We start from the raw sequence: 13,313 nt of genomic DNA on the forward strand, positions 1-13,313 counted from the left end.
CCTTTGCTATAGCCGTTCCATCTGCTATGCCCATCGAAAGTTGACATCCAATTTCAATAAATCTTGTTAGCTAGATTAACCTGCTTCTCGATACTGCCAGCTAGCTCCACCACCCAATACGCTTGCTAAGCAAGCGAGACGTGAGCGTGGGGAGGTTACCTAGTTATAACACTTTAGCCTCATCTTGCAGCAACTTCACGAGACCGGCGGCTTGCTCTGTCGCTGCACCTCCAATACGCTTGCCTACGGCGCGGGGCGCGGGAGGGGTGAGCGTTGTCCGGCGCGTGCGCACCAGTGTGTTGACTCCGCCTTCGTCACTTGCGCTCCCGCCCAGCCCAAGCTCGCCTGCCGCGACAACCCGAAGCGGCTTGCGCTTGGCCTTCATGATGCCCGGCAGCGACGGGTATCGCGGCTCGTTAAGTCCTTGCTGTGCCGTTATGAGCGCAGGCAACGGCAAGGCGACGGTCTCCGTGTCGCCTTCGACATCGCGCTCCACAAGGGCATACCATGCCGCGCCGTTAACCGGCGGAACGCCCAGCTCTGACGCGCTGCCGACGGTGAGCTTGACGGCCGCCGAAGCATGGGGCAGACCTAGCCGCTCGGCGACCTGAAGAGCGACGCTGCCGGAGCCGCTGTCCACCGCGAACAGCCCGGCGAGCAGCAGATCGGGTGCGAGCGGCGCGATTGCGGCTGCCAGCGCGGCGGATAAAGCATAGCTGTCGCCGTCAAGCCCGGCAGAATCGATGCGAATGGCTTCGTCCGCACCGACGGCAAGCGCCGTGCGAAGCGCCTCCTGCGAACGCTCGGGACCGCAAGTAACGACAATGATGTTGCCGCCGGAGCGCTCTTTTAGCCGCAGTGCTTCCTCGAGAGCATATTCGTCATAAGGGTTAATGACCAGCTTGGCATCCCGTTCGTCGACGCCTTGCGGGGTGACGGTTATTCGTTCTTCGGTGTCGAAGGTTTGTTTGAGCAACACTACGATAGTTTCCATAGCTGCCTCCCTTGTGAGCTTGGATTTGATCTTGCCCAGCCTGCCGCGAGCCACTGTCCATCAGTGCTACCATATGATGTTAGCTCCCGCTTTAGACCCTGTGATCCCATGGCGAAATGAGCATGTTCGCCGCCTGCCGTTCATATAAATGGAGCACCGCGGATAAAAATGTAAGCGCTTCACAAGCTTGTCCCAATGAAGAGAAGTGCCAATGTAGGGGAGTATTGCTTTTGCATGCTTGACCTATATGTCTTGGCATGAAACGCGCTGCGGTGCTGATGGCAGCACCAACCGTTTCACCTTGGCAGATGAAGGGCGGCGGATTGACGCGGTTAACAAGGGAGGGCTGACCAGTGGCATGGCTATGGACGACGGTCCCTATTGCTGCAGGGCATAACGGCGTGGCTGCGGAGGTGAGCCTATTGGCGGCTGCCCAGGCGGAAGGCGGAACGTTCACGATGTGGGTCAGATGGCTGCTGTTCGCGATGCTGGCAGCAGCGGCGGTCTGGATGTTCGCAGCGGTTATTTGGCGGAGGATCGGCTACATGAGGTTAGGCGTACCGACCGTGTTTGAGCGGCATCGTCCTTCGAAAGCCAGCGGCAAGACGGGTCTCGGAAGCGAGATGCTCCGCCATCGGCGCTTGCTGAACGACTGGCGGAGCGGCGTGATGCATCTGGTGTATTTTTACGGCTTTATCATGCTGCAATTCGGTGCGCTCGATCTCATCTGGAAAGGGCTGAACGGAGGCGAGGCGTTGCCGATCCCATTCTACGGCCCGTTCTCTTGGCTGCAAGAGGTGACGGTTGGCATGGTGTTTCTGGCCGTTATCTATGGGGGGTACAGGCGATACGGCGAGAAGCTGCCCCGGCTCAAAAGAGATCTAAAGCCTTCCATCGTGCTCTGGTTCATCGGGGGGCTGATGCTCTCCATCATGCTGTCGCTCGCCTTCGAGAGATTGTCTGTCACACATGTTGTAGCAGAAGTATATGCGCCAATCAGCGGACCGCTATCGGAGGTTCTGGCCAGAGCGGTCGAACGCGGAGACTGGCTTGCGCATGCAGGGTTTGAATTATTTTGGTGGCTGCATCTGGTAATCTTGCTCAGCTTCTTGGTGTATGTGCCGCAGTCCAAACATTTTCACCTCATCACGGCTCCCGTTAATATCTGGTTCCGCCGCAATACCCCGCCGGGAAGGCTGGTTCCGCTCGATCTGGAGAACGAGGATGCGGAGTCGTTCGGCGCGGGGAAAATTGAACATTTTACCCAGAAGCAAATGCTGGATCTATACGCTTGCGTCGAATGCGGACGCTGCACGAATGTGTGTCCGGCATCCGGAACGGGCAAGCTGCTGTCGCCGATGCATCTCATTGTCAAACTTCGGGATCATCTGACTGAGAAAGGAGCTTCGATTACATCGAAGTCACCGTGGCTGCCTGGCAGCCTCGTGTACCGTCATGCGGAGCCAGCCGCGCATGTCATGGGGGCTGTGATGCCGGACTGGGAGCAGCAGGGCAGCGAAGCCGAGCCTCTTGCTGCGTACAAGACGAACATCGCACCGACGATGGAGGTGCAGAAGGCGGGGTGGAGCAAGCGCGAAGGGGCAAACGCCGAAGAGCTGGAGCTCATCGGAGATGTCATTACGGAGGATGAGCTGTGGGCTTGCACCACGTGCAGGAACTGCGAGGAGCAGTGTCCGGTCGGTAACGAGCATGTGGACAAAATTATCGACATGAGGAGATATCTCGTGCTGATGGAAGGCAAACTTCCGAACGACGGACAGCGTGCGCTTCAGAATATTGAACGGCAGAGCAATCCATGGGGGCTTCCGCGGACGGAGCGGGCGGCGTGGATCGAAGAATGTTACAGCCGCACCGGCATCAAGGTGGATACGATGTCGGAACGCAAGCAACGCGGCGAGAAGCTTCCTTCGCTCCTGATCTGGGCAGGCTCCATGGGGGCGTACGATACGAGAAGCCGCAAGGTATTATTCGACGTCATCCGGTTGCTCGCCCATGCGGGCATCGACTTCGCTACGCTTGGCAACGAAGAGAAGAGCTCCGGCGATACGGCAAGACGGATCGGCAACGAGCTGCTGTTCCAAGAGCTGTGCAGAGAAAACATCGCGACCTTCGCGAAATACGGCGTCGGTCATATCGTGACGGTATGCCCGCATACCTTTAACACGTTCAAGAACGAATACCCGGACTTCGGTTTGTCCTCCGAGGTGCGAGTAGAGCATCATACAGAGTTATTGGCCAGACTGGTCGCCGAGCGAAAGCTGCGGACTTCCTTCGCGGTGGAGGAGCAAGTGACGATCCATGACTCTTGTTACCTTGGCCGATACAACAACTCGTTTGAAGCGCCGCGAAGCCTACTGAGAGCTATACCTGGAATTACCGTGAAGGAGATGGAGCGGTCGGGCGCGCAAGGGATGTGCTGCGGAGCGGGAGGCGGTCTGATGTGGATGGAGGAACACTCCGGCACGCGGGTTAACTACGCAAGGACGGCGCAGGCGCTCGAAGTGAAGCCGTCCGTCATCAGCTCAGCCTGTCCGTATTGCCTCACGATGATGGAGGATGGGTTGCGGTTCCTATCCGCAGACGAGGAGGTAGAAGCGAGAGACGTGGCGGAGCTGCTCGCAGAGAGCGTGTTTGGAGAGTAGCAGGTCAAACATCCACAGAGGAAGGTGAAAACAAGCGATGTCGATTACACCGACTAGAAGAAGAACGGCGGCATCCGTACGATCCGCAGCCGTTATCGGCTCGGGGGTGATGGGGGCGGGGATTGCCGCTCATCTTGCCAATGCCGGCATGCGGGTGCTGCTGCTTGATGTTGTGCCGCAATCGCTGACGGAAGCGGAGGAGCGGAAGGGGCTCACGCTGCAGGATCCCGCTGTTCGCAATCGGTTAGCAGCAGGAGCGGTCGCTGGGTTGGCTAGAAGTCAGCCTGCCCCGTTATATGACGCGGCATGGATGTCCCGGATCAGTCCAGGCAATCTGACCGATGATCTTTCGCTTCTCGGCGATACCGATTGGATCGTGGAGGCGGTCGTTGAGAGGCTCGATGTCAAACGAGAGGTGCTTGCGGCAATCGAATCGGCCCGAAGACCGGGAACGCTGGTCACGACGAACACGTCAGGGTTGTCTGTAGCCGCGATGGCTGAGGGAAGAAGCAAGGAGTTTCGCGAGCATTTTGCAGCGACTCACTTCTTCAACCCGCCTCGTTACATGAAGCTCGTCGAGATCGTGCCGACGGAGGATACGGCTCCCGAGGTGACGGAGCTGCTGGGCGAGCTCTGTGTGAACCGGCTGGGCAAAGGTGTTGTCGTGGCAAGGGATACACCTAATTTTATTGCGAACCGGATTGGCACATACGGCATGCTCGTCACGCTGGCGGATACGATACGTTTCGGACTGACGGTCGAAGAAGCGGATGCGCTCACCGGTCCCGCGATGGGACGACCGAAGACGGCAACGTTCCGGATGCTGGATCTTGTTGGCCTCGATACGCTGCTGCATGTCGTCGACAACGTGAGGGAACGCAGTAGGGACAGCGCGGAGAGAGAGACGTTCGCCAGACCGAAGGTGCTCGAGGAATTGGTAGCAACCGGGCGGCTGGGGGAGAAAAGCGGCTCCGGCTTCTACCGCAAGCGAAAGGACGCGGACGGGCGCAGCCGTATCGAATCGCTGCGTTTCGGGACGCTGGAATACGGTCCGCAGGTGAAGGTGTCCTCGCCAATAATCGATGCAGCCAAAGCAGCGAAGGGGGCCGCGGCGAAAGCGAAGGCGTTGATCGGCTCTAACCCGCAAGATCGTTACGCCCAGTTCGCGTGGTCGACCGTGAAACGGACGCTGCTTTATTCGGCGGCGCAAGTAGGAGTCATCGCGGAGTCGGTCGTCGATATCGACCGCGCGATGAAGTGGGGCTTTAACTGGGAGCTTGGTCCATTCGAGCTGTGGGATGCAATCGGTCTGCCGTCGTCCGTGGCGCGGATGCGTGAGGAGGGGGATATCATTCCGGAGTGGGTAGAGACCCTGCTCGCAGAAGGACATACATCGTTCTACCATACCACGGAACAACAACGATTCTACGTTTCGACCGGGGGAGTGAAGGAGGAGCAGCGGGAACAGGACGTAATCTCGCTTGCAGCGCTCAAAGAAAACGGGCGGACGGTGCTTGGAACATCCGGCGCAAGCTTGATCGATATCGGCGACGATGTCGTCTGTCTTGAATTTCATTCTCCTAACAACGCGATCGGCGGAGATATTCTGTCTGCAATCCGGCAGAGCTCCGCGGAGGTGTCGCGCAATTGGCGGGGGCTTGTGCTTGCGAACGAAGGCCGTAATTTCTGTGTAGGAGCCAATTTGATGCTGCTGTTGATGGAGGCGCAGGCTGGCGAGTGGGAAGAGGTCGAGGACATTATTCGTTTCTTCCAGGACAGCATGCTTAGGTTGAAACGGCTGGATCGGCCAGTCGTAGCAGCCCCGCATCGCATGACGCTCGGCGGCGGTGTTGAGACGTGTCTGCCTGCGGATGCGATTGTCCTCTCGCCGGAGACGTATTTCGGACTGGTTGAGACGGGAGTCGGACTTATTCCGGCAGGCGGCGGCTGTAAGGAGGCAGCGAATCTGGCGATGCAGAGGGCGGGGCTTTCGTCTTTGACAGCAGGCAAAAGCGGGGCAACTCCGGGTGATTTGCAGCCGCATGTCAATGCGCTATTCGAGACGATCGCGCTGGCCAAAACATCCACGAGCGGTCACGATGCCATCAAGTTGGGGCTGCTTCGACCTCAGGATCGCGTGCTCGTGCGTCAGGATGCTCGCATTGCCGAAGCAAAGCGACTGGTGTTGGAGCTGGATCGTGCGGGTTACACGGCGCCCTTGGAGGAGAGAGTGGCTGTTGCTGGCCGGGAGGGCAAGGCAGTGCTTGCCATGGGGGTGCAAGGCATGCGGCTCTCCGGCCATATCAGCGAACACGATGCACGTATCGCCGGTAAGCTAGCGCATGTGCTTGCAGGAGGAGATGTGCGCCAAGGCGCGAGGGTGAGCGAGCAATATTTGCTCGACCTGGAGTGCGAGGCTTTCCTCAGTCTGTGCGGCGAAAGCAAGACGCAGGAGCGGATGAGTCACATGCTGACCAAAGGCAAGCCGCTGCGGAACTAGCCGGCCCTACATGAGTGAGCTGCTAACCACTAACAAGTCGATCGAAAGGAGTGTTGATGATGAGTGCTGAACAATCGTTGCCGGCGTCACCGTTCCCGAAGACGGGGCGAGATGCGGTTATCGTGGCAGCTGCGAGGACGGCAGTGGGCAAAGCGAATAAAGGAAGCCTCGCGGAGACGCGGGCGGAGGACCTAGGCAAGGCTGCGCTGCAGGGGGCGCTGGCACGGGTGCCACAGCTGGGCGAAGCGGCGATAGAGGACGTTATTATCGGCTGCGCGATGCCGGAAGGGGAGCAGGGGCTCAACATGGCGCGCATCCTCTCGCTGTATGCCGGTCTGCCCGTCACGACTCCGGCGGTGACTATCAACCGCTTCTGCGCATCGGGGCTGCAATCCATCGCGTATGCAGCCGAGCGAATTCGTCTGGGCGAGGCGGATGTTGTTGCCGCTGGCGGCGTCGAAAGCATGAGCCACGTACCGATGAGCGGCTTCCGCTTGTCGCCGCATCCCGATATCGTGAACACGATGCCTGAGGTATACATGGGGATGGGGCATACAGCCGAGGAGGTGGCACGCCGCTACGGTGTGACGCGTGAGGAGCAGGATGCATTCGCTGCCGCCAGTCATAGGAAAGCCGCTGCGGCCATCGCGGAAGGAAGATTCGAGGAAGAGATTGTTCCAGTTACAGCCACGAGATCCGGGACCAACGATGCTGGCCGGCCTTGGGAGAAAACGTTTGTGTTCAGCGTCGATGAAGGTGTACGACCAGAGACGACGCCACAAACACTCGCGCCGCTCAAGCCGTCCTTCGCGAGGGAAGGGACCGTTACGGCGGGCAACGCTTCCCAAATGAGTGACGGGGCGGCTGCGGTAATCGTCATGAGCCGGGAGAGGGCAGAAGAGCTGGGTGTGAGACCGCTGGCAACGTTCCGAAGCTTTGCTGTGGCCGGCGTTGCTCCGGAAGTGATGGGCATTGGACCGATCGAAGCGGTGCCGAAGGCGCTGAAGCAGGCTGGCATTACGAAGGAACAAGTCGATCTGTTCGAGCTTAATGAGGCGTTTGCTGCGCAATGCGTGCCGATTATTAGGGAGCTGGGACTCGACCCGGATCGTGTGAATGTGAACGGTGGTGCGATTGCGCTTGGTCATCCGCTTGGATGCACCGGCACGAAACTAACCGTGTCGCTGATCCACGAGCTCAGGCGTAGAGGCGGCGGTATCGGCGTCGTCACGATGTGCATAGGTGGCGGCATGGGCGCGGCGGGAGTCATTGAGGTGTATCCGTAGGAGCAACATGCATGGAAATGGCGAGTAGACGTTTCTTGAGGTCGCTTAGGCAAGAAAGTCTGGTAACGACAAAGGAGGAATGCGAACGTGGCGACGGGAGCGATACGTTTCGGCGGACGATTCGTCGTAGAGGAGAGTGACCCGGTTTCGATCGTGACGCCGGAGGATTTCTCAGAGGAGCAGCGGATGATGTCGCAGGCAGCGGAGCAATTTCTGGAGACGGAGCTGCTGCCGAGGGATGCGGAGATCGAAGGTCTGAACTACGAGCTGACGGTTCAGCTCATGCGCAAAGCGGGAGAGCTTGGGTTGCTCGGCGCGGATGTGCCGGAGCAATATGGCGGCATCGGACTCGACAAGGTAAGCACGACGCTGCTTGCGGAGACGATGGCGAGAGCGTCGTCGTTCGCGCTGTCGGTCGGCGCCCATACGGGAATCGGGACGTTGCCTATCGTTTTTTTTGGCACACAGGAGCAGAAGGAAAGGTATCTCCCTGATCTCGCGTCGGGCAGCCGGATTGCCGCTTATTGTTTGACCGAACCAGCTTCGGGTTCCGACGCGCTAGGCGCCAGGACGACAGCGAAGTTGACGGAGGACGGCAATTTCTATGTGCTTAATGGCTCCAAGCTCTACATTACGAATGCCGGCTTCGCGGATGTGTTCATCGTCTATGCCAAGGTGGATGGCGATAAATTTACCGCATTCATCGTGGAACGGGAGATGGCAGGGTTCAGTATCGGTCCGGAGGAGCATAAGATGGGCATCAAGGGCTCTTCGACCTGCCCGCTCTTCTTCGAAGATGTCCATGTTCCGGTCGAGAACGTGCTCGGGGATATTGGCAAAGGCCATCTGATCGCCTTCAATATTCTCAACATCGGGCGATTCAAGCTGGGAGCGGCATGCCTGGGCTCGTCGAAGGAATCGATCGAGCTTGCTTCGGCCTATGCGAACACGCGGAAGCAGTTCGGCCGCGAGCTATCGAAGTACCCGCTGATCGGCGCCAAGCTGGCGGACATGAACATTCGTACGTTTGTGCTCGAAAGTATGGTCTACCGAATCGCCGGCTACATCGATTCTACGCTCGGCGGGCTGGAAGCGCAGGAAGGAGGGACGTATGGCGATGCAGGCTCGCGCGCTGTCAAAGCGATCAGCGAATATGCAATCGAATGCTCCATTCTAAAGGTGTTCGCATCGGAAGCGCTGGATTTCGTCATCGACGAAGGCGTGCAGATTCATGGCGGTTACGGCTATATTCGCGAGTACAAGGTTGAGCGGATTTATCGGGATTCGCGGATTAACCGGATTTTTGAAGGGACAAATGAGATCAATCGTATGCTTATCCCCGGAACACTGCTCAAAAAAGCAATGAAAGGCGAGCTGCCTCTTATGGAGAAGACGCAGGCACTGATGGGGGAGCTTATGCAGCCGATGCCGGTGCCGGCATTCTCGGAGCCGCTGGACAAGGAAACCTATCGTGTGGCACAAGCCAAAAAGGCGTTTCTCGCGATTGGAGGACTCGCCGTTCAGAAGCTTGGCTTGAAGCTTGATCAGGAGCAGGAGGTGCTGTGCGTATTAGCGGATTTGATGATTCAAACCTTCGCCATGGAAAGTGTATTGCTCCGAACGAAGAAGATGCTTCTGTCTGGGAGCCGGGGAGCGAAGTCGGAGGCACTGCAACTTGCGCTGGATATGACGGAGGTGTTCGTGCAGGAAGCGATGGAGAATGTCGAGTCGCTTGCCAAGACTGCACTCTCTGCGCTGGAGCGTGGCGATGGGCTGCAGATGCAGCTGTCAGTATTGAAGAAGCTGATGCGGGCGCCGCTCTCGGATACGATCGCACTCAAGAGAGGGATAGCGGCCCATGTGATTCGCAGTGAGCATTATGTCGTGTAGAGGGGGAATGCAGCGATGGAACAGCATAGACCAGAAAACCCGCTATCACAGGATTCATTGCCGAACGAAGATTCAAGCGTCGCAGCCCATGCCGAAGACGTTCAGGCAGAAGCTATGCCCGCCGAGCCGGAAGCACATAAGGACGCCGAGGAAGGGCGTATCGCGGCAGCCCAATCTTCCGAGTCTGGGGAGATTGGGAGGGATCGGGACGTTGCAGAGTCTGGGGCTGAGGAGAATTCGTCAGTTCTAGCTGCTGCGGATTCCGAGGACGAAACAGCCATGTTCCTGGATTCGCCGGATGCGCTGGAGCATGACGAAGACGCAGCGGGGGAAGGGGCTGCAGATGGAGCTGTGGCTCCGGATAGGGAGGATGCGGACGACTCCGACGTGGTAGACCATGTTGCGGAGGCAGCGGGAGCAGTCTCTGACGAAAATGACAGCGCTGCTGGAAATCCCGGAAGCCCTGCTGCCGAAGAGCCGCCGCTAACTCGTCCCTGGCTGAGCAGCTATCCAAGTGAAGTGCCGCATTCCCTCAAGTATCCCGATCAGAGTATTGCACAGTTCCTGTTGGATGCGGTGAGCCGTTACCCCGACAATAAGGTTCTCCACTTCCTGGGCAAAACAATGACCTACCGCGAGCTCCATACCGCAGCTATACGGCTTGCAAGCGAGCTTGTCGTGCTTGGCGTGGGCAAAGGTGATCGTGTCGCCATTATGCTGCCTAACTGTCCGCAGGCTGTCGTTGCATATTATGGCGTGCTGCTGGCCGGGGCGATCGTTGTGCAGACGAACCCGCTGTACGTTGAGCGAGAGCTGGAGCATCAGCTTAAGGATAGCGGTGCACAAGCTATTATTACTGTGGATTTGTTATACGGCAGACTGTCACGCGTTCGAGGCGACAAACCGGAGGAGGGTCCGATACCGGGGCTCCGTCATGTCATTATCACGTCGATTGCCGATGGTCTTCCATTCCCGAAAAATATGCTTTATCCCATCAAGCAGCGCAAGGAAGGTTTTAAGAACGACATCCCGTACGGACGACATGGCGTGCTAGCGTACAAAAAACTACTATCCGGTCGTGCGCCTTCCGTTGAGCTGCCGCCACTTGCAAGTGGCGATGAGATCGCCGCTTTGCAATATACCGGCGGCACAACGGGTACAGCTAAAGGTGTCATGCTGACGCACAGCAACTTCGTATCCAACTCGATCCAGACGTCGGCCTGGTGCTACAAGGCGGAGGATGGCAAAGAAAAGTTTCTTGCAGCGTTGCCGCTGTTTCATGTGTTCGGCCTGACGGTACTCATGAATATGACGGTGTTGAAGGCGGGGATGCTCGTCTTGCTTCCGCGTTTTGAAGTGGATACGGTATTGAAGACGATCAGCTCGGAGAAACCGACAATTTTTCCCGGCGCTCCTACGATGTATGTGGCATTGATCAACCACGCGAACGCCGCGAAGATCGATCTCTCCTCTATTAACGTCTGTATCAGCGGTTCGGCGGCATTGCCGCTTGAGGTGCAAGAGCAGTTCGAGTCGTTGACGGGGGGCAGGCTGGTAGAGGGCTATGGACTGACGGAAGCATCACCTGTTACGCATTGCAATCCCATCTGGGGCAAACGAAAAATCGGCACGATCGGACTCCCCTTCCCGGATACGGAAGTGGCCATCGTGGATCCAGCAACGGGCCGCCGGCTGCAAACGGGCGAGATGGGTGAGCTTATCGTCCGCGGACCGCAAGTGATGAAGGGCTATTGGAATCGACCCGAGGAGACGGCCGCAACGCTCAGGGACGGATGGCTGCATACCGGCGATTTGGCGACGATGGACGGAGAGGGTTATTTTACAATTATGGACCGGATTAAGGATATCATCATTGCTAGTGGCTTTAATGTCTATCCGCGTGAGGTGGAGGAGGCGCTGTTCGAGCATCCTGCGGTCAGGGAAGCGGCTGTCGTCGGCATCAAAGACGAGTATCGAGGCGAGACGGTTAAAGCATTTATCGTGTTGAAGGAAGGCTGGCATGTTTCGCGCAGTCAACTTGACAGGTGGTGCAGAGACCGACTGGCTTCTTATAAGGTGCCGCATCATTATGCGTTTCGGGAAACGCTTCCAAAGACGATGATCGGCAAAGTGCTGAGACGCAAGCTCGTCGAAGAGGAGAACGAGCAGAGGGAGACCGCGAAGGAGGAATAAATCGCAATGAAGGATGAAGGGTACGCGCAGCAGGCAGAGGAGGCCGAGCGTTGGCGTTTGCTTGCGGAGCGGGCCGAGAAAACGTTCTGGGGGAGGCTCGGTTGCAAGGTCGTAGAGGCTGACGGCGGCAAAACGACGATCAGTCTGGCGATCGAGCCGACTCATCTCAATCTGCTTGGCATTGTGCATGGCGGCGTGCTGATGTCGATGATGGATAACGCGATGGGACTCCTTGTCATGCTTGCAGAGAGCAACGAAAGAACAGTAACGGCTAATATGAACACACATTTCCTGGCTAGCGCGAGGGGAGGGACCCTGACGTGTTCGTCTGTTCTGATTCATCGTTCGGGTCGAACGATTACGCTACAGGCAACGGTCGTGGATGAAGAAGGGCAAATTCTCGCATGGGGCAGCGGCGCATATCGGTTGATTTAATCGTGAAAGGGGCTCCCTTTCGCGGACGAATGGACGCCTGCGCTAGTTGCTACTGATTGTTGATTTAGATATAATTAAAGCAAATATATGGAATAAAAATTGTGCAATATGTCCATACAGGAACCGGCGAAAAACGCCGATATTTGAAGTAGGATCGGAGGTGGAGGCGTAATGGAGGATTGGGTAACGTTGGCCTTGTTGGCATTCGGTATCGCAGTCGGAGTAACTGGCGTAGTGGCGTATTTGCGGATGTACCGGAGGGAGAAATTGGCTGAGGACCAATCCGTAGATGATGCCTCCTTAGCCGAGCAAGGAGCAGATACCGAACAAAAACATACAAAGGGTTAATGTTTGTTCACTTTCATAATTGTGGGTAAAATGATATAATAGTAAGAAAAATGAAAACATTGTGACTCATTGGCCATGGAGTTAGCCTGCACCGAAGGGGGTTCTTGCGGTGTAAGAGCCGCATACGTTCTCGGATAATACTGTTTAGGACGACCATCCATCGTATAAGGGAGGAGATTTCATGGCGAAACATAGCCAGAATGAAGTCAAGGAAAGCCTGAAAGAACTAACGAGAATTTTCCAACCCAAGGACCCACGTAAGTTTGTGAAGGATTACATTCGCAAATATCGTATCACAGGTGGATATGAGGATGAGTTGACTTCCCTTGTCGAAGATGAGATGGGCAGACTAAACTCCTCGGTCGGTTGAGTACACAATGATGCTAAAGCTTTGTTACCCGTTTTGCAGGACGGGCGACAGAGCTTTTTTTATTTGAAGTTTGGGATATACGGTATGGCGGGGATGGGAGAGTAAGGAGGAGCCTACGGATACGTGCATTCGAGTAGCTTGTATCAATTTGCTTCGAGCTTCGAGCGGCGATTCATGTATGCTATAGCATAGGAATATGAATAGCTGCTGCAGCGGAAAATAGTGGGAGCATGCATAGCGTCATGATCGCTGCCAGTGATGGCGATGCTGCCCGAGAGCGGCGGCGTCGCGTGCCATAGAATCTCTATCGGTAACGGAGGAAACCGTTGTGCAAGCAAGTTTCCATTGCAATCGGTAACTATATCCTCTATAATTTCATTTGTAATTGAGAATCAATATCAATATCAATAAAAGATAAGAAGGTAGCGGAAATCATGTCGATTATTTCATCGAAACGGGATGCAGAAGGACCAAAAGCTGGCGCAAGCGGCACATCGTCGCAAGAAGCAAGCACACCGTCACAGCAAGTCGGCAACACCACCAGCAACACCACCAGCAACATCACCAGCAACATCACCAGCAACATCACCGGCAACACCACCAGCACCGATGGAACGTCTAATGCCGGCACGAT

Annotated in this window: 10 protein-coding genes; 8 read left to right on the forward strand and 2 right to left on the reverse strand. The window is 56.7% G+C overall.

Annotated elements, in window-relative coordinates; genetic code table 11:
- Positions 1-163: 163 nt before the first annotated feature.
- Entirely contained in the window at positions 164-994 is an 831-nt protein-coding gene (locus ACX1C1_RS10605; protein WP_458957042.1) for an electron transfer flavoprotein subunit beta/FixA family protein, read from the reverse strand.
- 458 nt (positions 995-1,452) lie between these two features.
- Between ACX1C1_RS10605 and ACX1C1_RS10610 the strand changes: the two genes are divergently transcribed.
- The 8 genes from ACX1C1_RS10610 to ACX1C1_RS10645 all read left to right on the forward strand — a co-directional run bounded on the left by ACX1C1_RS10610 (position 1,453) and on the right by ACX1C1_RS10645 (position 12,679).
- Positions 1,453-3,657, forward strand: coding sequence for a (Fe-S)-binding protein (locus ACX1C1_RS10610; RefSeq protein ID WP_458957656.1), 2,205 nt, complete (start codon positions 1,453-1,455; stop codon positions 3,655-3,657).
- 37 nt (positions 3,658-3,694) lie between these two features.
- On the forward strand, positions 3,695-6,157 hold the full coding sequence (locus ACX1C1_RS10615; protein WP_458957043.1) for a 3-hydroxyacyl-CoA dehydrogenase/enoyl-CoA hydratase family protein: 2,463 nt from the start codon (positions 3,695-3,697) through the stop codon (positions 6,155-6,157).
- A gap of 56 nt (positions 6,158-6,213) precedes the next feature.
- Positions 6,214-7,443 (forward strand): acetyl-CoA C-acyltransferase, encoded by a 1,230-nt coding sequence (locus ACX1C1_RS10620; RefSeq protein ID WP_458957044.1) that lies wholly within the window; start codon positions 6,214-6,216, stop codon positions 7,441-7,443.
- Between the two features lie 87 nt (positions 7,444-7,530).
- Positions 7,531-9,333, forward strand: coding sequence for an acyl-CoA dehydrogenase family protein (locus ACX1C1_RS10625; protein ID WP_458957045.1), 1,803 nt, complete (start codon positions 7,531-7,533; stop codon positions 9,331-9,333).
- Between the two features lie 279 nt (positions 9,334-9,612).
- Entirely contained in the window at positions 9,613-11,526 is a 1,914-nt protein-coding gene (locus ACX1C1_RS10630) for a long-chain-fatty-acid--CoA ligase (RefSeq protein WP_458957657.1), read from the forward strand.
- A gap of 6 nt (positions 11,527-11,532) precedes the next feature.
- On the forward strand, positions 11,533-11,961 hold the full coding sequence (locus ACX1C1_RS10635; protein WP_458957046.1) for a PaaI family thioesterase: 429 nt from the start codon (positions 11,533-11,535) through the stop codon (positions 11,959-11,961).
- Positions 11,962-12,132: 171 nt separating this feature from the next.
- Positions 12,133-12,309 carry a hypothetical protein gene (locus ACX1C1_RS10640; protein ID WP_458957047.1) on the forward strand — a complete coding sequence of 59 codons (177 nt, stop codon included), beginning with the start codon at positions 12,133-12,135 and terminating at the stop codon, positions 12,307-12,309.
- Between the two features lie 181 nt (positions 12,310-12,490).
- Positions 12,491-12,679: a hypothetical protein gene (locus ACX1C1_RS10645; RefSeq protein ID WP_458957048.1), complete on the forward strand. Its 189-nt coding sequence runs from the start codon at positions 12,491-12,493 to the stop codon at positions 12,677-12,679.
- A 367-nt stretch (positions 12,680-13,046) separates the two neighbouring features.
- Here ACX1C1_RS10645 and ACX1C1_RS10650 read toward each other — a convergent pair whose 3' ends face one another.
- Entirely contained in the window at positions 13,047-13,310 is a 264-nt protein-coding gene (locus ACX1C1_RS10650) for a hypothetical protein (RefSeq protein ID WP_458957049.1), read from the reverse strand.
- Positions 13,311-13,313: the final 3 nt, after the last annotated feature.

The sequence above is a fragment of the Paenibacillus sp. strain BS8-2 genome (assembly GCF_054483835.1).